Raw genomic sequence first — 20,128 nt, 5'->3', positions numbered from 1 at the left:
TGGAGGCGCCGGGCCGGATGCGCCGGTCCGGATGTGCCGCACCGGATTTGCCGAACTGGCAATTATGTTTGCGGCGGGACCGGTGCGGATCCAGGCTCGGGGGTGCAGAGCCGTACGCGAACTCAGGAGGCACACGCCATGACGCACACCCCCGCACCGGAACAGCAGCCCGCCGACTTCTGGGAGGGCTTCTACCGCAAGGACGACCGCGTCTGGAGCGGCCGTCCCAACCCGTCACTGGTCCGCGAGGTGAGTGAGCTGAGCCCGGGCACCGCCCTGGACCTCGGATGCGGCGAGGGCGCCGACGCGGTCTGGCTGGCCTCTCAGGGCTGGCGGGTCACCGCGGTCGACATCGCGGACATCGCCCTGGAGCGCGCCGCCCGGCACGCCGCCGACGCCGGAGTCGCCGACCGGATCGCGTGGGAGCGCCACGAGCTGGGGCACACCTTCCCCGACGGCACCTTCGACCTGGTCGCCGCCCACTACCTCCAGTCCCCGGTCGACCTCGACCTGTACGGGATCCTGCGTCGCGCCGCCGCGGCCGTGGCACCCGGGGGCACCTTCCTGATCACGCTGCACGGTGCCTGGCCCACCTGGATGCAGGAGCCGCCCTTCGACGGCGAGTTCCCCACCCTGGACGGCCTCCTCGCCGAACTCGCCCTGCCCGACGGGACCTGGACCGTGGTCACCGCGCAGGCCGACCGCAAGCCCAGCGTCTCACCGGAGGGTGTCGAGGGCTTCCGCGAGGACAATGTGTGGCGTTTTCGCCGGAAGTGACGATCATCACTGCCTTCCGGTCAGCAGTCGGTCGCCGCGGAGCCGCCGGACGGTGAGCGCGAGCCTGGCCCGCGAGGCCCCGGCGACGCCGCAGTGGCGGAGGCGGAACGGTTCGGCGGCCCGGCCGCCTCGTCCGTGCCGGAGCTGATCGCCGGTTCGACCAGCCGCACCCGGTGCCGCGCCGCGCACCGGCCGGCCGGCCGGCCGAGGGAGTTTTCGAACCGCGTCACGCTCACCAACCCGGGCAGTGTTCACCAGCGGCCCGACCGGCCGCTGCCGCCGCCGTGCGGGGCCGTCAGGAACGCCGAGACGGCCGCCACGAAGCCGCCGGGGTCGTCCAGCCACGGAAAGTGCGCCGCTCCGCGCTGTACGACGGTCTGCGCGCGCGGGAACAACGCGGCGACCTCGGCCATCGCGCGCGGCGGGGCCGCCAGGTCGAACTCCCCGGCGTACACCAGCACGGGCGCGTCGAAGCGGGCCAGCGCGCCGCGGGTGGCCGCCGGGTCGAAGGCTCCCTCCGAGGCGAAGACGGCCGCTGCCTCGGCGTTGCGCTGCCAGGCCTCGGCGGCCCGGTGGGCACGGGCCGTCTCGTCCCAGCGGCCGTAGTAGAACGGGCCGATGGCCTGCCAGTCGTCGTCGGTCGCCCGCCCGGCGACGATGTTCCCCAGGGCCGCGAACGCCTCCGGGAACCACGGCTCGCCCCGGCGCGGCTCCGCCGTCGCCAGCCGGTCCTCGCCGGTGATCGTGATCCCGGCGGCCATGACACTCGGCGTGATCAGCGCGAGCCTGCCGACCCGCTCCGGATACCGGCTCACGTACAGTGCCGCCAGGTTGGCGCCCGCCGAGTGGGCGAGCAGATCGACCCGCTCCAGGCCCAGCTCGGCCCGCAGGGCCTCCACGTCGCCGACCAGCCGGTCACAGCGGTAGGTCCCGGTGTCCTCGGGGACTCCCGAGCGCCCCGTGCCCCGCAGATCCGGGACGATGAGACAGCGGTGCGCCGAGAGGCCGCCGAGGTCGCCGAGATAGGCGGAGGCCTGCATGGGGCCGCCCGGCAGGCAGAGCAGCGGCGGACCGGCGTTCCCGATCGTGCGATACGCCAGGTCGGTGCCGTCGTACGCCGAGATCATGGGCATGTCGGGCACCCTGCCGGCCCCCGGCCACTGCGGCAACCGGTTATGCGCACGGCCGCAGCCGTGTGATCGTCCCCGCCTCGGGGCACTCGGTGCGCATGAGCGAACAGGCAGGCACCTTCGGGTCGTACTGGCTTCAGACACTGCCCCCCGGTGAGCCGGCCCCCGCGCCGGAGAGCGATCTCACGGTCGACGTGGCCGTCATCGGCGGAGGCATCGCCGGGCTGAGCACCGCGTGGGAACTGGTACGCCGTGGCCGTGAGGTCGCGGTGTTCGAGGCGGACCGGATCGCGGCGGGTGTCACCGGGCACACCACCGCGAAGGTCAGCGCCCAGCACACCCTGATCTACGACCGGCTGCGCCGCAGCCGGGGCGCGGAGGGGGCACGGTTGTACGCCCGCTCCCAGCTGGAGGCGATCAGCCATGCCGCCGAGACCGCTCACGAACTGGGCGTCGACTGCGACTGGGAGGACACCGCCGCGTACACGTACGTGCAGGGCCGCCACCGCGTGCCCGAACTGCGGGCCGAGGCGGAGGCCGCGCGGGAGGCGGGGCTGCCCGCCGAGTTCACGGCCGAGACCGACCTGCCGTTCCCCGTCGCGGGTGCCGTCCGGGTCACCGAGCAGGCCCAGTTCCATCCCCGTAAGTACCTGATGGCGCTGGCCGACAGCCTGCGCCGGGGCGGCGGGCAGATCTACGAGGGCACTCGCGTGGTGAGCCTGACCGAGGGGGAGCCCTGCGTACTGACGACGGACCAGGGGGTGCGCATCTCCGCGCGGGAGGTCGTCGTCGCCACCCACTACCCGATCTTCGACCGTGCCCTGCTGTTCACCCGGCTCACCCCCCGGCGGGAGCTGGTGATCGCCGCTCCCGTGCCCGAGGCACAGGCACCGGACGGCATGTACATCACGCCCGAGCACCGGACCCGCTCGGTGCGCACCGCACCCTACGAGGACGGGCAGCGCCTGCTCATCATCACCGGCGAGCACTTCACCCCCGGCACCAGCCGGGACGTGGAGGAACGCTTCGCCACCCTCACCGGCTGGGCCCTGCGCCACTTCGGTGATCTGCGCATCACCCATCGGTGGGCCACTCAGGACAACGACTCCACGGACTCCGTGCCGCTCGTCGGCCTCCTGCACCCCCGGGCCCGCCATGTCTATGTGGCGACCGGCTTCGGCGGCTGGGGGATGACCGGCGGGATCATGGCCGGAAAGCTGCTCTGCGACCTGATCACCGGCCGTGACTGCCCCTGGAGCGAGCTGTACGACCCGCGCCGGATCGCCTCCGTGGTCCGCGAGGGCGGGCAGTTCCTGAAGAACCAGGCCAAGGTGGCACGCCATTTCGTCGGCGACCGGCTGCCCCCGCTGGCGTCCGGTCCCCGCCCGCCGGTCGACGACCTCGCGCCGGGCGAGGGAACCGTCGTGCAGGTCGGCGGCCGGCATGTGGCGGTCCATCGCGACGAGAACGGCGAGCTGCACGCCGTCGCCGCGCGCTGCACCCACATGGGCTGCCTGGTCTCCTTCAACCGGTCCGAGAGCGCCTGGGAGTGCCCCTGCCACGGCTCACGTTTCGCGCCCGACGGGAGCGTCCTGCAGGGCCCCGCGGTGCGCCCGCTGCCGCCCCGCGAGCTCTGACGGCGGTGCGCCGCGCCGCCGTGGGTGGGTTTGGCCTGCTCGCGGCGGGTCACTCGGTGCAGTGACCGAGAGTGAACGACGCCGGTGGGAGTGAGCGAGCGTGGCGCGCAACCAGAAGGCCAAGGCGAAGATGGAACAGGTCAAGGGGAAGACCAAGGAGTCCACCGCCCGCGCGGTGGGCAACGAGAGCAAGACCGGCGAGGGCCGGATGGAGAAGACCAAGGGCGACCTCCGTCAGGCGAAGGAGAAGGCCAAGGACGCGTTCCGTGAGTGACGCGATCGTGCGATGAGCGGTGAAGCAGTGAACTAGGTGAGAGGGCCGGGCCGGGCTCCGCGTGCGCCGCGGAGCCCGGCCCGGCCGTGTCTCGCGCCGGGGCGGGGGCGGTCAGATGCCGCAGGTGGGTGCGGACCAGTACTGGCTGTCGCGGTGGTCGAGGTGGGTGTGGTCGTTGTGGCCGGGGTAGCCCGGACCGAGGATGCCGCGGAAGCCGTGGTAGCGGGCCTGCTGGGCGAGGGTGCACAGGGAGTGCGGGCCGGCGCCGAGGTCGGCCGCGTCGCCGTAGAGGTGCCTGCTGTTGCTCGCGCCGCCTACCGCGTCGTTGCAGGCGTACGACCGGAAGCCGCTGGTCACGGTGATCGGCTGGTCGCCGAGCGCGTGCCGCAGCGCCTCCAGCTTCCACATGGTGCGCAGCGCGTTGGCCTTGGCGGTGGTGGCGCTCACCGCGCCGCCCGACCACGTCGTGTTGCAGTCGTTCAGCTCGCTGTAGGAGAAGTGGATCGGCGTGCAGTCGTCGTCCTGGAGGGCGTACAGCTTGTTGTACGTGCTGGTGCCGGCGACGCCGTCGGCGGTCAGACCGTACGCCGACTGGAAGCGCTTCAGGGCGGCCGTGGTGGCCGGTCCGAAGCTGCCGTCGACGGCCAGGGCGGCGCCGTAACCCGGGTAGCCGCCGAGCCGGATCTGCAGCTGGGTGACGTCGGCGCCCGAAGCACCCTGGGAGAGGGTGCGGGTCCAGGTGTAGCAGCCGTCGGCGTGCGCGGTGCCCGCCGTCGCGACGGTGCCCGCGAAGGCGCCGGTCAGGATCATGACAAGTGCGGTGACGAGTCGTGCCGTACGTCTGAGCATGCGACCTCCAGGCCGGAAGAGGTGAGCCAGGAAGAACCGTGTGACGCGCGTCAACCATGGGGCACGGACGCGAGCCGACGCAAGAGTGGGCGGGACTCCCTGAGACTGAGGGGTGCCCTGGGGGGCGTCCCCGACCTCACCAGGGCTGACCCTCCCGCAGGCACACGACGCTCCGGGACCGCGGCGGAGTGCAGGGCGGCGAGTATCGGCCGATGGACGGTCAGAGACGGGTCCGTCAGCTCGTCGAGGGTGAGGAACGCGTACCGGTCGTGCTCCGGGCTCAGCCGGATCCGCTCGGTCCCGTCGAGGAGTCCGCCGTCGAAGTAGCAGTCCAGGACCGGGCCGGTGCCCAGAACGTCGGCGCGGTGGTCGATGCCGATCAGCCGGGCCTCGTGACCGATGTCGACGCCTGTCTCCTCAAGGACCTCGCGCCGCGCCGCCGTCCAGGGGTCCTCGCCCGGGTCGAGCATCCCGCCCGGCAGCCACCAGTGGCCGGCGTTCGGCTCGTCGGGGGAGTAGCGCAACACCAGCAGCCGCCCCCGGCCGTCGGAGAGCAGCACGCAGGAGGCGACGAGCGCCCGGGGCTGCGTCTTGACCCATTCCTCTCGCGGCATCCGCCCACCGCTCATGTCAGTCCTTCCTCGCGGCCAGCGTGCGGGCGGCGGCCTTGCGCAGATGTCCGGCGAAGACCCCGGCCGGATCGGGGACTTCGAGGCGGTGCAACGCCACCATCGACGTGATGATCACGTCACAGATCTCGGCGGTCAGATCGTCCCAGGTGTGGCTCGTGCCCTTGCGCGGATTGACGCCGGTGACACCGATCAGCGCCTGCGCCGCCTCGCCGAACTCCTCGCCGATCTTCAGCACCTGGAGCACCTGGCGCTGCCCGGCCGGGAGGTGGGCGGCCGCCTCGTCCAGGAACGCGGCCAGCTCCGCCGTGACCTCCCAGTGATCCCTCTCCACGAACGCCCCTTCCCGCGGGCCGCCCTCGACCCGCTCCTGCCCGGTGAACGATTGCCCGCCCGCGGCGGAGACGGGCCCAACCGGCCATTTCCCGCCGTACGGCGGCAGTTGCCGACGGTCGCGGGTCGACCGGGCGGCCGGGCGTTGTCAGTGGTCGCCAGTAAGTTCTCTCTCGTCCCGCCGATCCGGCGTTGGGCTTCCCTTGTGCTGCAAAGGAGATGGTGCGTTGTCGGACTTCGAGAGGTCGAGCACGGCGCGGGTGATCCCGCCCGCACGACCGCGCAAGCTCGCCAAGGTCCCGTTCGTGGAGCTGGCCGACGGACGCCTCCAGGGCGTCGTCTCCAGCGGCTCGGACATCGGCCGGGTCTACGTCTCGTCGGTCGCCGCCGGGACGTACGCGTACGCGTGCAGCACCAACAACAACCGGCCCTGCGGCGGCGCCCGCGGCGGATTCTGCAATCACATCGGGGCGCTGATCAACGAATCGGTGCTCCAGTACGGCGCCGAACGCGTCGCCCGTTACCTGCGGGTCGACCTCGGGGACGATGAGCCGACCGCGCGGGCGATCGGCCTCACCATGAGCGGCACCTGCCCGCCCCCGGCGGACAGCAAGGCCGCCGCGTCGGTCTTCAGCCGGTTCCTGCGCCACCTGTCCTACCTGGAACTCTCCCCCGCCACCGCCCCGTTGCCGGAGATGCAGTGGTTCCCGCCGACGAGGGCGGTGGCCTGATGCGACTCGATCCGCTCACCGAAACCGTGGACGGGCTGGACGAGGCCCTGACCGCCGTCGACGCCTTCGACCGGGCCCTCGCCGGCGGCCTGCTCCGCCCCCGGCCCGCCCAGGCGGCGGGCCTGATGGAGCTGGCCGACGCGGTCGCCGCGAGCCCGCTCGCCACCCGTGCCGCGGAGGCCGCCGAGAAAGCCGCGGCCGGCGCCGCGAGCGAGGACCACTTCATCGCGCTCGCCGCCGCCCGCACCGCCCTGCTCGGCTCCGTGCACGACGCGCTCACCGCCCGCGCCGACGAGGCGACCGGCCGCAGCCGCGACGAGGCGCCCGCCCCGGCCGCCGCCGGGCCGCAGGCACCGAACCTGCTCGCCGCCGCCCGCTCCTGGCTCGGCGACCTGGCGCGCGCCGGCTGGCAGGGCATCGACCACGATGTGGTGTCCGGCTCCGCCCAGGTCGTCTCCGCGATGCTCCCGGACCCCGAACTGCGCCGCCTCACCGCCCTCCTCGACGGGTTCGCCGCCGAACTCGCCGCCTCCTGCCCGGGCGCCTCCCTGGAACGGATACCCGTGCGCCGCTGGGCCGACCTGTGGGCCCGCGGAATGCTCCTCACCCTGCCCGGGGCCGCCGCCGCACCGGCCACGGGGACCGTCACCGGACGGCTGCTGCCGCTCGGCGTCGACCTCCAGGAGCACGCCACCGCCGCCCAGGCCCAGGTGCACGCCGTCTTCGAACCCGCCGACGGCGACACGCCCCGGCTGGTACGCGCGAGCGTGTCCGTGCCCAAACCCGACACGGTCCTCGGCGCCGGCGTCTGGCAGCTGCTGCGCCCGCACATGACGCTGCTGGCCGCCGCCGGCGAGGGCCGCTCGATGGACCTCACCGAGATGCCCGTCACCGCCGAGGGCGACCTGATCTGGCAGGACGAGCACGCCCGTACCGGCGGGCCCGCCGACGCCTTCGCCACCGCCCGCGTCGCCCTGCCCACCGCCACCACCCCACCGACCGCGCCCCTGGACCGGCACCCGGTGCGCCTCGCCCACCCCGTGTTCCTGGAGGGCTACGCCGTCGAACGGGACCCGGACGACGAGACGGTGACGTTCACCCTCGCCGGGCACCGCCTGGCCGTCGACACCGACCGCGTCCCGGCCGCCGGTCCGCTCACCCCCGAGGCCGTCGCCGCGTCCGGCGCCTGCATCGGGCTGCTCCGCTGGGACGACGGGCGGTTCTTCCTCCAGCCGCTCGCCGTGGAGACCACCGTGCGCAGGAAGACGGTCGCCGTGCACGCGGGCGCCTGGGCCGGCGGCACCACCGACAAGGCCGGGGCCAAGGCGGAGAAGGCCGCCACCGACGCCGTGACCGTGCTGCGCGAACGCGCCGGAAGGCTGCTGCGGAAATGACCGACGACACCACCGAAGAGCCTTTGACCGCCGGCCCCGAGGAGAACCGCCGGCAGGTCCTGTACTGGCGGCTGCTCGCCCGCCTCTTCGACCACGAGGAGCAGGCGACCCTGGAATCCGCCTCCCTCGCCGTCGTCGAGGACATCGGACTGCCGCCCGCACTGCTCGATCCGCAGGCCTCCATCGACGCCGTCGTGCAGCGCCACCCCGAGCTGGCCGCCGAGTTCGACGGCCTGATGGTGCCCGACGGCGACGAGGACCGTGACCGGGCCGCCGAGGTGCGCCGCGCCGCCCTCGTGTCCAAGGTGCTCCTCAACGTCTTCGCCTCCGGCTCCGGCGCGGTCACCGCCGGGCAGCTCGCCCGCTGGCAGTCCGACGCCGGATGGCTGGAGCGGGCGCTGGGCTGCCGGCCCGGCGAGCTGCGCGGCGGACGCGGCCCGGGCGGCGCGGGCCGCGCGGCGGGCGGGGGAGTGAGCCCGACCGGCACCGGCTCCGGCTTCCCGGCCCCCGACCTCGGCACGCTCATCCCCGCGATCGGGCCCGAACTCGGCGCCATCGAGGCCGACCTGGTCAAGCGGATGCGGCTGCGCGAAGTCCTCGCCGACCCCCGGCTCGCCGCGCAGCTCACCCCGAGCATGTCGCTCATCGAGCAGCTGCTGCGCGACAAGAACAACCTGTCCGGGGTCGCCCTCGCCAACGCCAAGGCGCTGATCCGCCGGTTCGTCGACGAGGTCGCGGACGTCCTGCGCACCCAGGTCGAGAAGGCCTCCGTCGGCGCCCTGGACCGGTCGATCCCGCCCAAGCGGGTCTTCCGCAACCTGGACCTCGACCGCACCATCTGGAAGAACCTCACCAACTGGGACCCGGAGGAGGAGCGGCTCTACGTCGACCGCCTCTACTACCGGCACACCGCCCGCAAGACCACGCCCCAGCGGCTGATCGTGGTCGTCGACCAGTCCGGCTCGATGGTCGACTCGATGGTCAACTGCACCATCCTGGCCTCGATCTTCGCCGGCCTGCCCAAGGTCGACGTCCACCTGATCGCCTACGACACGCAGGCGCTGGACCTCACCCCCTGGGTGAACGACCCGTTCGAGACCCTGCTGCGCACCAAACTCGGCGGCGGCACGGACGGCACGGTCGCCATGGCGCTGGCCCAGCCGAAGATCGCCGAACCGCGCAACACGGTCGTGGTGTGGATCTCCGACTTCTACGAGTGGCGCTGCGAGCCGCTGTTCGAGAGCATGGCGGCCATTCACCGCTCGGGCGCGAAGTTCATCCCGGTCGGCTCGGTGACCAGCGCGGGCCGCGGCAGCGTCAACCCGTGGTTCCGTGAACGCTTCAAGGACCTCGGCACACCGGTGATCTCCGGCCACATCCGCAAGCTCGTCCACGAGCTGAAGTCGTTCCTCACCTGATCACCTGGGCCGTCCTCGCCCCGGCTCTTCCGTTCCGCCTTGTCCGCCCCACTCTCCCGGGCCCGACTCCTTCTTGATCAACTTCTTTCTTCTCACCGAAAGGCTTTCGCATGTCCGACCTGCTGCGCGCACCCGCCGAGATCAAGTACGCCGAGGAGCTGGACTGGCTGGAGTCGATCGACGACGATCCCAAGCCGTTCTCCTGGCGGCTGTCGCCCAAGATGATCCGGCTGTTCATCCTCGGGTCGGAGCGGGCCGACGGACTCGACCGCGAGGTCTCCCAGAAGTGGTTCGGCGACCGCAGCATCGTCGAGCGGGCCATCGTCACCCTCGCCTCCGACCGCGGCCTGCTGCTGATCGGCGACCCCGGCACCGGCAAGAGCTGGCTCGCCGAATTGCTCGCCGCCGCCGTCTGCCGCAACTCGACGCTCGTGGTGCAGGGCACGGCCGGCACCACCGAGGACCACATCAAGTATTCGTGGAACGTGTCCATGGTGATCGCCAAGGGCCAGTCGCGGGAGTCCATGATCCCGTCGCCGATCATGACCGCGATGGAGAGCGGAGTCATCGGCCGCTTCGAAGAACTGACCCGCTCCACCAGCGACGTCCAGGACGCCCTGATCTCCATCCTCTCCGAGAAGTACATCTCGGTCCCCGAACTCGACAGCGACAACATCGTCTTCGCCAAGCCCGGATTCTCCGTCATCGCCACCGCCAACAGCCGTGACCGGGGCGTCAACGACCTGTCCTCCGCGCTCAAGCGCCGCTTCAACTTCGTACGCATCCCGGTGGTGACGAACAAGAAGAGCGAGGCGGAGATCGTCCGCTTCCGCACCGAGGAACTGCTGCGCCGGCACCAGATCGAACTGGACGTCCCGCCGACCCTGCTGGACGTGCTGCTCCAGAGCTTCTCCGACCTGCGCGCCTCCGCCGCCGCGGCCGCCAGCGACGACGAGAAGCTGGAGTCCGCGCTGTCCACCGCCGAGCAGATCGGCGTCCTGGAGGACGCCATCCTGCACAGCAACTTCTTCGGCGAGCGCGCGCTGACCGCGCGCACCCTCGCCTCCTCGCTCGTCGGCTCCCTCGCCCGGCGCGAACCGGAGGACCTCGCCATCCTCAACAAGTATCTGCACGGCGTCGTCGAGCCGCGCGGCAAGGAAGAGGGCGGCTCCTGGCCGGAGTTCCTCGAGGGCGGCCGCGACGCGATCGCCACCCTGTCGTGAGCGTGGGGAGCAACGTTGTGGACAGCGCCGTGAACGAGGGCACTTTCACCGCTCTGCGCACCCAGCTCCAGGAAGCCGCCACCGCCTTCGCCGACGGGCCCGGCGCTCTGGAGGGCATCCTCCTCGGCATCGTCGACGACGTCGACCGCGCGGTGCGCGAACCGCTGGAGATCTTCCCGGTCTGCCACCACTCGCCCGCCTCCGCGCTCGCCATGGCGCGCAGGCTGCGCGAGAAGCAGCCGAAGGTGGTCTACCTCGAACTCTGCGAGGACATGGCCCCGCTCCTGACCGAGCTGCGCAACTGCCGACTGCCGGTCGCGGTGCAGGCGTTCGCGACCGAGGTCGACGGCTTCCCCGCCGAATGGGCGCCGCTGTCGGTCGTCGCCCCCATCACCGAGGTGTCGGCCGAGTACCAGGCGATCGCCTACGCCCTGGACACGCCGGGCGTGGAACTCGTCCTCGTCGACCGCTCCTCCGACCACGTCTTCCAGTGGCAGGAGAGGGACGGCACGGGCGGCGAACCGGCCGACCCGGACGCGCCGTCCGCCGACGCGGAGGCGGCGCTGCACGGCGACGCGGTCGGCGTGGAGATCGGTGACCTGCGCCCGCGCTTCGCCGAACTGGAGGAGCACCTCCTGCGGCACGGGCGGGTGCGGCACTGGTCGGAGTGGTGGCACCAGTACGTCGAACTGCCGCTGGGGGACAGCGACCACGACACCTACCGCCAGGTGATGCTGCTGATCGGCAGCCTCTTCCGGCGCCTCGCCCCCGGCGACCCGCACCGGGTGCGCGTCGACGAGGACCGCGAGCGGTACATGTGGACGCGGATGCGCCGGCACCTGGCCGCCACCGGCACCGACCCGGCGGACGCCCTCTACGTGTGCGGCGCCTTCCACGCGGCCAGCCGGGTCGCGGAGTTCGGCGTCCACGGCACCGACACCTTCGAGATCAGCCCGCCCAGCGCCACCAAGTGGCAGCACGGTCTGATCCCGTCCAGCCACGCGGCGATCGAGGCGCAGTTCGGACTCGCCGCCGGCTCGGTTTCGATCGCCGCGACCGAGTGGGCGAAGAACCTGAAGCGCACCCGGGTGAAGCCGTACCGGCTGACCGGTCAGGCGGGCAGGAAGGCGTCCAAGAAGGCCGCGAAGGCCCTTGCCACCGCCGCCCCGGCCGTCGGATCCGCCGCGTCGGACAAGCTCACCGGCTTCCTCCAGCGGCCCCCGGTCCTGGACCGCCTGGATGAGGAGGAACTGCTCGGCTGGTCGGTGGAGATCGTGCGCGCCGCCCGCCGCAACGGTTATCTCGCCTCCACCGCCGACGCCATCGCGGTGTTCGAGACGTCGATCCTGCTCGCCGGGATGCGCGACCGGGCCAAGCCCACGCCGTACGATTTCCAGGACGCGGCGGTCACCTGCATCGAGAAGGACACCGTGCCGGGCCGGCGCGATGTGCGCCGACTCGTGGAGATCATGCTCGGCGGTGACCGGACCGGCCAGGTCGGCTACGATGCCCTGCCGCCGCTCGCCCGTGACGTCCACGACCGGCTCGCGCCGCTGAACCTCAAGCTCCAGCAGCGCGGCGTCCAGCGGGCCCTGCTCGACATGGCGTCCCGGCCCGAACTGGAGCAGTGCTCCGACGTGCTGTGGATGCTGCGCCACCTCATGCCGCACGGCGCCGCGCGCCCCATCATGGGCGAACGCAAGCTCGGGGAACGACCCATCCAGGAATCGTGGGACCTGGCCCTCGGCACCCACCAGCGGGCCCTGATCGAGCTGGGCTACGAGGGCGTCAGCATCGAGCAGGTCCTCGAACAGCGGCTGCGGCGCACCGCGTACGGCCCGCAGGCCACCACGGCGACCGTCCTCGAAGCCGTCGAGGACGCCACGCTCTACCTGCGCAGCCGCCGCCTCGCCGACGAACTCGGAGGGCGGGCCCTGGAGGTGCTGGCGACCGAGCGGAGCGTCGACGGCGCGCCGGAGGTGCTGCGTCGGGTGCGCGGCCTGCTGGCGTACTACCGCACCAGCGAACCGGCGCTGCCGCAGTGGATCGAGTCCTTCGTCAAGACGGGCTACGCGCACTACTGCACCCTGCTGCCGACGGCGTTCACCGACGACGACGCGAGCGTCCGCCAGGTCGCGGCCATGCTGGGCTTCCTGTTCAGCATGGAGAGCCTCGCCCTGTCCCTCGGCTGCGACCGCAACCAGCTGGAGCTGGCCGTCGCCCAGTCGCACCCCGAGGACCCGGCCAAGACGGCGCTGCTGTGGGCGGCCAAGACCCAGCTCGGCACACTCTCCCGCGCCGACCTGCGGGCCCGGTGCGACGAGCTGCTGGGCAACCCCCTGGTCCTGCCCGCCTATCCGCGCTACCTCAGCGGGTTCCTGCACGCCCTGGAACCGGTGCCCGGTCTGGCCGACTTCGTCGTCGAAGCCGTGTCGAACGCGTTCGCCCGGCTGCCCGACCCGGTGCTGCTGCCCTGGCTGCCGACCCTGATCACCACCCTCCGCTCCGGCGGCGCGGACCTCACACCCCTGCTGATCCGGGAGGCGGGCCGTGTCTTCCCCGGCCGGCTCGCGGCACTCGACGCCTGGACGCCGCCGTGGCGGGCAGAACCGGCCCATACGGCCGTACGCCCGGCCCGCGACCGCGCGTCCGGACCGCGCGGCCTGCCCCTGCTGGCCGCACACCCGGCGACCTGCGACGCGGTGGCGGATCTCCTCGGCTGCGACGGCGGCTGGGAGACGGCCGGTCCGGCACCGGCCGGGGCGGCCCTGCCGGCCCGCCATCCGGAGACCGCGCGAGCGCTGGGGGCGCTGCTGGGCTCTCCCTGAGAGGCGGCAACCGCCGAAGCCATCGCTCCCTCACCGGGGGCGGTGGCTTCGCCGCAGCTGCCGCTGCCCGGTCATCCGGCCGCACACGCCCCGCGAAGTCCCGGAGGGCCGCGAAGTCGTCGTCCCGCAGCCCGAGCCGGGGACCGACGTGCCGCAGCGGTGCCGCACCCGTGTGGCGTACGGCCACGAACGCCCGTTCCCCGGGGCCGCGTTCGTCGTCGACCCAAACGGAGGGTCGTCCCGCGGCACGCGCCACCAGATGCCGGGCTTCCAGAAGGCGCCGTCCGGCCCCCGTCTCGCCCAGCGCGGGCCACCCCCACCTCGGGCAGCTCCGGCAGCCCGGGGACGGGCGAGATGACGTGTTCGCCTCCGCGCCCCATGTGGTGGCCCACACCAGCCGGTACAGCCCTCGGGGCGGCGCTCCGGCTTCGCCGCGTACGGGTTGAACGGGCCGTCTACGTCGACGTAGACGTAGACGTCGAGGTGGAGGAGCCGCCGGCCCTCCTCGGCCGCCGCGCGCTCCGCGTCGGTCAGACCGGGCTCGCCCTCCGGCAGCGGGGCCAGCTCCGGCGCCGGACCGGCCAGCGCGAGCCGCCCCGGCGACCAGCCGCCGATCAGCGGCAGCCAGGGGTCCGCTCCCGCCTCGACCAGGGCGCGGGCGTTGTCCGTCCGGCCGGTCAGGACGGCCTCCCACAGCGCTGTGCCGCCGTACTCGACCGCGTCCACGTCCGCCACCCGCCGGGCCAGCTCCGCGACCACCCCGGGGGAGCCGAACACCGCTGCCCGGTGCAATGGACGACCGCCGGTCCACCGGTCCGGATCGGCGCCCTGTTCGAGCCGCCGCCGGACCTCGTCCGCGTCCTGTCAGCCGTCCCAGCCCATGCCCGTCCAGCCGTCCTGCCGCACCGCCACCATGCCCCCTTCGGCACCGACCCCGGCGGCACCCGCACCGCCTCGTGGCGCCCACCCTCGCAGACGGGTCCGACAACGCCCCGCCCCGCCCCACTCGGTCCGAGGTGCGCGAGCGCGGGGGCGGCGGCAGGCTGGGGACCATGCAGCGCAAGGGCGGACGCGGCAAGCGCGGCGAGGAGTTCGACGTCGAGGCGGTCCTCGACGAGCTGTACACCATGCCCCCGCCCGGGTTCGTCGCCCGCCGCGAGGAACTGGCGGCGGCGGCCAGGACGGCGGGGCGCGCCGAGGACTCCCGGCGGATCCGCGCCGCCCGCCGGCCCACGCTGGCGGCCTGGGCCGCGAACCTGCTGCTGCGCCGCGAGCCGGACGACAGCCGCCGCCTGCTGGAGCTGGGCGAGGGCCTGCGCGAGGCCTATCGCACGCTGGACCCCGCCGCGCTCAAGGACCTCTCCGCCCAACGGCGCCGGGTCGTCGCCACGTTGGCCCGGCGGGCGGCCGGCCTCGCCGACGCGGCCGGCCACCGGCTGTCCGCCGCCGCGCAGCAGGACGTGGCGGCCACGCTGCACGCCGTGCTCGCCGACCCCGGCGCGGCCGAGGAGTGGGCCACCGGCCGGCTGACGGGGGCACTGAGCCCGCCGTCCGACTTCGGGTTCTCCGGCCCGGACGCGGCCACGGCCACGGTCACGCTCATGGCCACGGCCGCGGCGCGGCCGAAGACGGCACGCACCGCCGAGAAGCCCGCGAAGAGGATCGGGAAGAAGGCCGCCGAGGCGGCGGGTCCCACGCCCGAGGACGAGCTGGCCGAACGCCGCCGCATCCGGCGGGAGCAACTGGCCAAGGCGCGTCAGGCCGCCGAGGAGGCCGAACAGCGTCTGCGCGACCGGCGCGTGGAGGCGGCCGAGGCGGCGGAGTCCCTGACGCGGGCCGGTGAGCGCCGGGACGAGGCCCGGCGGGAGACGGAGGCCGCCGAGCGGCGGCTGCGCGCGGCGCGCGAGGCGTGGGAGAACGCCGACCGAGCCCACCGGGAGGCCGAGGAACGGCACCGGTCCACCACGGATGCCCGCACTGCCGCGGAACGGGAGGCCCGTACCGCAGCGCAGGAGGTACGACGCCTGGCGGGCCGTACGGGGCGGCGCGCGTAGGTGTCCGTCCACGTCCCCGGGCCTTGCGCGCTCATCGTCAGCTCCTTGCCGTTGCGCCGGCCGGCCCCTCCTCGGCGACCGGCCCGGAGATACCCACGAAGGCGTCCGCACACCCATTGACCTTGACCGCCCCGCTATCTAACCTCCGTCTCTCTATATGGACGGCGTTTTCATACGAAGACATCATCCGGTGGAGTGGAGTGGAGTGGAGTGGAGTGGAGTGGAGTGCAGTGGAGTGGACGTGGAGGAAGCCGCTGCCGTCGTCGGCCGGCACGGCTAGGGAATGGCCCGGGGGATTGCTGCCCTTCCCCCTGACCGGCTTTCGCGAGAACGGCAACCTGGACCCGACGCGTGCCGCGCCTACCTCGAGCACCAGCTCGCCATCGCGCCGGGAGCGGTCTTCCTGGAGGAAGATGGGTACCGCACCGTCGTCGCCCTCGCCGTCGAGGTGACCCGGGGGCGCGTACGGTCGTCGCCGGCATCGGCCCGGCACTCCAGGCACCACCCCGGTCCACAGCACCACCCCCGGCCCGCCGGCACCACCCCAGCGAAGGGTTTTCCATGCCCCAGCCCGTCGTCACCCGCTGCACCGTCTACCCGGTGGCCGGCCGCGACTCCATGCTGCTCAACCTCTCCGGCGTGCACGCCCCCTACTTCACCCGCAACGTCCTGGTCGTCGAGGACTCGGAGGGACGCACCGGACTCGGCGAGGTGCCGGGCGGCGAGGAGATCACCCGCACCCTGCGCGAGGCCGCGCCGCTCGTCGTGGGCGCCCGCCTCGGCGACCATCGGCGGGTCCTGCGCGCCGTGCGGGACAGGTTCGGCAGCCGGGACGACGGCGGGCGCGGCGAGCAGACCTTCGACCTGCGCACCACGGTGCACGTCGTCACCGCGATCGAATCGGCCCTGCTGGACCTGCTCGGGCAGCATCTGGAGGTGCCCGTCGCCGCCCTGCTCGGGGACGGCAGACAGCGCGACTCCGTACGGGTCCTCGGCTACCTCTTCTACGTCGGCGACCCCGACCGGACCGACCTCGACTACGTCCGTGAACCGGACGCCCCGGTCGAGTGGTACCGCGTCCGCCGCGAGGAGGCGCTGACTCCCGAGGCGATCGTCCGCCAGGCCGAGACCGCCCACGCGCGCTACGGCTTCCGCGACTTCAAGCTCAAGGGCGGCGTGCTGCCGGGCGCGGAGGAGGTCAGGGCGGTCCAGGCGCTGAAGGAACGCTTCCCCGAGGCCCGCATCACCCTCGACCCCAACGGCGCCTGGTCGCTGAAGGAGGCCGTGGAACTGTGCCGGCCCCTGCTCGGCACCCTCGCCTACGCCGAGGACCCGTGCGGCGCCGAGGACGGCTACTCGGGCCGGGAGATCCTCGCCGAGTTCCGCCGGGCCACCGGCCTGCCCACCGCCACCAACATGATCGCCACCGACTGGCGCCAGCTCACCCACGCGCTCGCCCTGCGGTCGGTCGACATCCCCCTCGCCGACCCGCACTTCTGGACCATGCAGGGCTCGGTGCGGGTGGCCCAGTTGTGCAATGCCATGGGCATGACCTGGGGTTGCCACTCCAACAACCACTTCGACATCTCGCTGGCGATGATGGCCCACTGCGGTGCCGCCGCCCCCGGCGACCACAACGCCCTGGACACCCACTGGATCTGGCAGGAGGGCATGGAACGCCTCACCGTCACGCCCCCGAGGATCACCGGCGGCGAGGTGGCGGTGGACGACACCCCGGGGCTCGGCGTCCGGCTCGACCGGGACCGGCTGCTCGCGGCCCACGAGCTGTACCTGGAGAAGGGACTCTCGGGCCGCGACGACGCCGCGGGGATGCGCTATCTGGTGAAGGACTGGCAGTTCGACAACAAGCGACCGTGCCTGGTCAGGTGAGGTGAGGTGGTGGGGTGACGGGGCCGGTCAGGACTGGTACGGCTGCTGCTGCGGCTGACCGTACGGCTGGCCGCCGTGCCCGGTCGCCGCCTGCGCCTGCAACTGCTCCGCCTGCTCCTTCGTCACCCGCTGCTCCGCGCCGCAGAAGGTGCACTGCGTCGCGTACTTCGTGGAGACCGGGAACAGCGGCACGAAGAACAGGGTGAACTTGGTGACGCGCTTCCTGAGCGTGTGCGCGGCCGGATTGCCGCAGCGGCCGCAGACCAGCGTCACTATCGCCAGCTGGTACAGATAGCCCTTGGTGCCAAAAATGATCATCGCTGCCGATCCTCCCGAGACGGCGCCCGCCGGCACCGTGCCGACCGGGCGGTGAGTCACGCCCACGCTCCCAGTCTTCCCCACCTTCAGGTGAGCGTCCTGACGCGGCGGCGCGTACGAGCGTACGCATGCCCGGCCGCCGTGACGGCTTTGCCGAGGGGCGGGAATCCGGGGGCCGCCGCTCCCTAGACTGGGAGGCGGACCCGGCCCCGCCGAGGCGGCCGGCACGGAGGACGGTGGCGCCATGCGGTATGTCGCGGTGAGTGCGCTCAGCCACCCCGGGCTGCTGCGGACCCGGAACGAGGACAGCCTCGTCGTCGGCCCCTGGACCCTGTGCGCCACCGTGACCGAGAGCCCGCAGACCCTGGTCTTCCCGCTGGAGAGCCCGGTCGTCGTCGCCGTGGCCGACGGCCTCGGCGGGCATCCCGGCGGGAACGTGGCCAGCTCCCTGGTCGTCCGGCGGATCGCCGCGGCCGGTCCGGAGCTGCACGGCGAGGACGCGATCCGCGACGTCCTCGACGCCTCCAACCGAGCCGTCTACGAGGCCGCCGGGGGCGACGACGGCGGTGAGCTGGCCACCATGGGCACGACGGTCGCGGGTGTCGTCGTACGGCACGACTCGCTGCTGGTGTTCAACGTGGGCGACAGCCGGGTGCTGGCGGCCTCCCGCGAGGGGCTGCGGCAGCTGAGCGTGGACGACAGCCCGCCGCTGGAGCCCGGGCGGCGCACCACGTCCATCGTCACCCAGTGCCTCGGCGGCAGCCCCGGCTACCGGGCCATCCGCGCCCATGTGACGCCGGTGCCCGCCGCCTCCGGCGACCGCTTCCTCATCTGCACCGACGGCGTGACCGACCCGCTGACGGACGACGTCATCGAGGACGTGCTGCGCGAGCACGACGACGGGCGGGCGGCGTTCGGGCTGTGGAAGGCGGCCATGGAGGCGGGCGGCCCGGACAACATCACGCTGGCCGTCCTCCGGGTCGGCGAGGAGTAGTCACCCCTGTACGTCCGCTCAGCGAACACCCGTGTCCGTCATCTTGACGGGACATCGACATCTCGTTGACCATCGGGCACACACAGCACCCGCACAGCTCTGGCACCACCGTTCCAGTCACCGTCCGGCACCCACCCCTCGACGAGAAAGTGCGGACCCCCCACATGACGACTCCTCAGTCCTCCCTGCCCAGACGCATTTCCAGACGCACCGCGACCGTGACCGGTCTGGCCCTGGCCGCCGCGCTGCTCACCGCGGTTCCGGCCACCTCCGCCACGTCCGACATCCCGGTCACCACGGGATCGCAGGCGCTCGCGGCGCCCGACATCCCGCTGGCCAACGTCAAGGCACACCTCACCCAGTTCCAGTCGATCGCCACCGCCAACGGCGGCAACCGGGCGCACGGCCGCCCCGGTTACAAGGCCTCGCTCGACTACGTACGCGCCAAGCTGGACGCGGCCGGATTCACCACCAGCGTCCAGCAGTTCAGCTCCTCCGGAGCCACGGGCTACAACCTCGTCGCCGACTGGCCCGGCGGCGACCCGAACCAGGTCCTCATGGCCGGCGCGCACCTCGACTCCGTCTCCTCCGGACCCGGCATCAACGACAACGGCTCCGGATCCGCCGCCGTCCTCGAGACCGCGCTCGCCGTCTCCCGCGCCCAGCTCCAGCCCACGAAACATCTGCGGTTCGCCTGGTGGGGTGCCGAGGAACTGGGCCTGGTCGGCTCCAAGTACTACGTCAACAACCTGCCGGCCGCCGACCGTTCGCGCATCGCGGGCTACATCAACCTCGACATGGTCGGCTCGCCGAACCCGGGCTACTTCGTCTACGACGACGATCCGGCGATCGAGAAGGTCTTCAAGGACTGGTACGCGGGCATCGGCGTCCCCACGGAGATAGAGACCGAGGGCGACGGCCGCTCCGACCACGCCTCCTTCAAGAACGCCGGCATACCCGTGGGCGGGCTCTTCACCGGCGCCAGCCGCACCAAGACGGCCGCCCAGGCCACCAAGTGGGGCGGCACCGCGGGCCAGGCCTTCGACCGCTGCTACCACTCGTCCTGCGACACCACGGCGAACATCAACGACACCGCCCTGGACCGTAACAGCGACGCCCTCGCCCACGCCGTCTGGACCCTGAGCACGGGCGCGACGCCACCTCCGGGCACCACGTTCGAGAACACCGCCGACGTCGCCATCCCCGACAACGGCGCCGCGGTGACCTCGGCCATCTCCGTCACCGGCCGCACCGGCAACGCGCCCGCCACCCTCCGGGTCGGCGTGGACATCAAGCACACCTGGCGCGGTGACCTCGTCGTCGACCTGCTCGCCCCCGACGGCACCGCCTACCGGCTGAAGAACTCCAGCAGTTCCGACTCCGCGGACAACGTCACCACCACCTACACCGTCGACGCCTCGACCGAGCCGGCGAACGGCGACTGGCGCCTGCGGGTCCAGGACGTGGCCGCCCAGGACACCGGATACATCGACAGCTGGAAGCTGACGTTCTGACCCGCCGACCCGCCGACCCGCCGACCGGCCGACCCGCCGACCCGCCGCTCCACTGACTCACCGATCCACCGATCCACCGATCCACCGACCCACCGACCCACCGATCCACCGATCCACCGACGCTCGACCGGCCCG

Annotated in this window: 17 protein-coding genes and 2 pseudogenes; 12 read left to right on the top strand and 7 right to left on the bottom strand. The window is 72.8% G+C overall.

The window, feature by feature from the left end; translation table 11 throughout:
• Positions 1–138: 138 nt before the first annotated feature.
• Complete coding sequence (locus VE614_RS28480) at positions 139–777, top strand: class I SAM-dependent methyltransferase (protein WP_324943345.1); 639 nt, start codon at positions 139–141, stop codon at positions 775–777.
• A 251-nt stretch (positions 778–1,028) separates the two neighbouring features.
• On the opposite strand, the gene VE614_RS28475 is transcribed toward VE614_RS28480, so the two are convergent.
• Positions 1,029–1,910 (bottom strand): alpha/beta hydrolase, encoded by an 882-nt coding sequence (locus VE614_RS28475; protein ID WP_324943342.1) that lies wholly within the window; start codon positions 1,908–1,910, stop codon positions 1,029–1,031.
• 95 nt (positions 1,911–2,005) lie between these two features.
• On the opposite strand from VE614_RS28475, the gene VE614_RS28470 reads away from it, so the two are divergent.
• Positions 2,006–3,544, top strand: coding sequence for an FAD-dependent oxidoreductase (locus VE614_RS28470; RefSeq protein WP_324943339.1), 1,539 nt, complete (start codon positions 2,006–2,008; stop codon positions 3,542–3,544).
• Positions 3,545–3,644: 100 nt separating this feature from the next.
• A complete protein-coding gene (locus tag VE614_RS28465) occupies positions 3,645–3,818 on the top strand; it encodes a CsbD family protein (protein ID WP_324943337.1) in 174 nt (57 codons plus the stop codon).
• A gap of 111 nt (positions 3,819–3,929) precedes the next feature.
• Here VE614_RS28465 and VE614_RS28460 read toward each other — a convergent pair whose 3' ends face one another.
• The 3 genes from VE614_RS28460 to VE614_RS28450 are packed head-to-tail and all read right to left on the bottom strand — an operon-like array spanning position 3,930 to position 5,630.
• Positions 3,930–4,667, bottom strand: coding sequence for a D-Ala-D-Ala carboxypeptidase family metallohydrolase (locus VE614_RS28460; protein ID WP_324943334.1), 738 nt, complete (start codon positions 4,665–4,667; stop codon positions 3,930–3,932).
• A gap of 50 nt (positions 4,668–4,717) precedes the next feature.
• Entirely contained in the window at positions 4,718–5,296 is a 579-nt protein-coding gene (locus VE614_RS28455) for an NUDIX hydrolase (protein WP_324943331.1), read from the bottom strand.
• 1 nt (position 5,297) lies between these two features.
• The gene (locus tag VE614_RS28450; RefSeq protein WP_324943329.1) at positions 5,298–5,630 is read right to left on the bottom strand and encodes a MazG-like family protein; all 333 of its coding nucleotides are present in this window, start codon (positions 5,628–5,630) and stop codon (positions 5,298–5,300) included.
• A gap of 226 nt (positions 5,631–5,856) precedes the next feature.
• On the opposite strand from VE614_RS28450, the gene VE614_RS28445 reads away from it, so the two are divergent.
• The 5 genes from VE614_RS28445 (at position 5,857) to VE614_RS28425 (ending at position 13,223) form a co-directional block, all read left to right on the top strand.
• Positions 5,857–6,360 (top strand): hypothetical protein, encoded by a 504-nt coding sequence (locus VE614_RS28445; RefSeq protein ID WP_324943326.1) that lies wholly within the window; start codon positions 5,857–5,859, stop codon positions 6,358–6,360.
• Positions 6,360–7,754, top strand: a complete 1,395-nt coding sequence (locus tag VE614_RS28440; RefSeq protein ID WP_324943322.1) for a hypothetical protein — start codon at positions 6,360–6,362, stop codon at positions 7,752–7,754. The genes VE614_RS28445 and VE614_RS28440 overlap by 1 nt, the downstream gene beginning before the upstream one ends.
• Positions 7,751–9,172, top strand: a complete 1,422-nt coding sequence (locus VE614_RS28435) for a vWA domain-containing protein (RefSeq protein WP_324943319.1) — start codon at positions 7,751–7,753, stop codon at positions 9,170–9,172. Before VE614_RS28440 ends, VE614_RS28435 begins: the two co-directional genes overlap by 4 nt.
• A gap of 110 nt (positions 9,173–9,282) precedes the next feature.
• Entirely contained in the window at positions 9,283–10,395 is a 1,113-nt protein-coding gene (locus tag VE614_RS28430; RefSeq protein WP_324943316.1) for an AAA family ATPase, read from the top strand.
• 29 nt (positions 10,396–10,424) lie between these two features.
• Complete coding sequence (locus VE614_RS28425) at positions 10,425–13,223, top strand: hypothetical protein (protein WP_324943313.1); 2,799 nt, start codon at positions 10,425–10,427, stop codon at positions 13,221–13,223.
• Positions 13,224–13,314: 91 nt separating this feature from the next.
• On the opposite strand, the pseudogene VE614_RS28420 reads toward VE614_RS28425, so the two are convergent.
• Together VE614_RS28420 and VE614_RS28415 are read right to left on the bottom strand one after the other, a co-directional pair.
• A pseudogene (locus VE614_RS28420) lies at positions 13,315–13,694 on the bottom strand (hypothetical protein); the annotation flags it as partial.
• A gap of 165 nt (positions 13,695–13,859) precedes the next feature.
• A pseudogene (locus tag VE614_RS28415) lies at positions 13,860–14,048 on the bottom strand (ankyrin repeat domain-containing protein); the annotation flags it as partial.
• Positions 14,049–14,275: 227 nt separating this feature from the next.
• Between VE614_RS28415 and VE614_RS28410 the strand changes: the two are divergent.
• Both VE614_RS28410 and VE614_RS28405 read left to right on the top strand, forming a co-directional pair.
• Positions 14,276–15,277: a hypothetical protein gene (locus VE614_RS28410; RefSeq protein ID WP_324943310.1), complete on the top strand. Its 1,002-nt coding sequence runs from the start codon at positions 14,276–14,278 to the stop codon at positions 15,275–15,277.
• Between the two features lie 561 nt (positions 15,278–15,838).
• Positions 15,839–17,167: an enolase C-terminal domain-like protein gene (locus VE614_RS28405; protein ID WP_324943308.1), complete on the top strand. Its 1,329-nt coding sequence runs from the start codon at positions 15,839–15,841 to the stop codon at positions 17,165–17,167.
• Positions 17,168–17,194: 27 nt separating this feature from the next.
• On the opposite strand, the gene VE614_RS28400 is transcribed toward VE614_RS28405, so the two are convergent.
• A complete protein-coding gene (locus tag VE614_RS28400) occupies positions 17,195–17,485 on the bottom strand; it encodes a zinc-ribbon domain-containing protein (RefSeq protein ID WP_324943306.1) in 291 nt (96 codons plus the stop codon).
• A gap of 244 nt (positions 17,486–17,729) precedes the next feature.
• Here VE614_RS28400 and VE614_RS28395 point away from each other — a divergent pair, with 244 nt between their 5' ends.
• Together VE614_RS28395 and VE614_RS28390 are read left to right on the top strand one after the other, a co-directional pair.
• On the top strand, positions 17,730–18,479 hold the full coding sequence (locus VE614_RS28395) for a PP2C family serine/threonine-protein phosphatase (protein WP_324943303.1): 750 nt from the start codon (positions 17,730–17,732) through the stop codon (positions 18,477–18,479).
• 164 nt (positions 18,480–18,643) lie between these two features.
• Complete coding sequence (locus tag VE614_RS28390; RefSeq protein ID WP_324943300.1) at positions 18,644–19,993, top strand: M28 family metallopeptidase; 1,350 nt, start codon at positions 18,644–18,646, stop codon at positions 19,991–19,993.
• The last annotated feature ends 135 nt before the right edge of the window (positions 19,994–20,128 follow it).

Source organism: Streptomyces sp., from assembly GCF_035645055.1.
Lineage (GTDB): Bacteria > Actinomycetota > Actinomycetes > Streptomycetales > Streptomycetaceae > Streptomyces.
This window is presented reverse-complemented; position numbering and strand designations above follow the sequence as displayed.

Coding starts and splice junctions, on each gene's coding strand:
- VE614_RS28395 (WP_324943303.1), top strand. CDS start 17,730: ATGCGGTATGTCGCGGTGAGTGCGCTCAGCCACCCCGGGCTGCTGCGG.
- VE614_RS28455 (WP_324943331.1), bottom strand. CDS start 5,296: ATGAGCGGTGGGCGGATGCCGCGAGAGGAATGGGTCAAGACGCAGCCC.
- VE614_RS28435 (WP_324943319.1), top strand. CDS start 7,751: ATGACCGACGACACCACCGAAGAGCCTTTGACCGCCGGCCCCGAGGAG.
- VE614_RS28470 (WP_324943339.1), top strand. CDS start 2,006: ATGAGCGAACAGGCAGGCACCTTCGGGTCGTACTGGCTTCAGACACTG.
- VE614_RS28460 (WP_324943334.1), bottom strand. CDS start 4,667: ATGCTCAGACGTACGGCACGACTCGTCACCGCACTTGTCATGATCCTG.
- VE614_RS28390 (WP_324943300.1), top strand. CDS start 18,644: ATGACGACTCCTCAGTCCTCCCTGCCCAGACGCATTTCCAGACGCACC.
- VE614_RS28430 (WP_324943316.1), top strand. CDS start 9,283: ATGTCCGACCTGCTGCGCGCACCCGCCGAGATCAAGTACGCCGAGGAG.
- VE614_RS28475 (WP_324943342.1), bottom strand. CDS start 1,910: ATGCCCATGATCTCGGCGTACGACGGCACCGACCTGGCGTATCGCACG.
- VE614_RS28410 (WP_324943310.1), top strand. CDS start 14,276: ATGCAGCGCAAGGGCGGACGCGGCAAGCGCGGCGAGGAGTTCGACGTC.
- VE614_RS28400 (WP_324943306.1), bottom strand. CDS start 17,485: ATGATCATTTTTGGCACCAAGGGCTATCTGTACCAGCTGGCGATAGTG.
- VE614_RS28480 (WP_324943345.1), top strand. CDS start 139: ATGACGCACACCCCCGCACCGGAACAGCAGCCCGCCGACTTCTGGGAG.
- VE614_RS28440 (WP_324943322.1), top strand. CDS start 6,360: ATGCGACTCGATCCGCTCACCGAAACCGTGGACGGGCTGGACGAGGCC.
- VE614_RS28405 (WP_324943308.1), top strand. CDS start 15,839: ATGCCCCAGCCCGTCGTCACCCGCTGCACCGTCTACCCGGTGGCCGGC.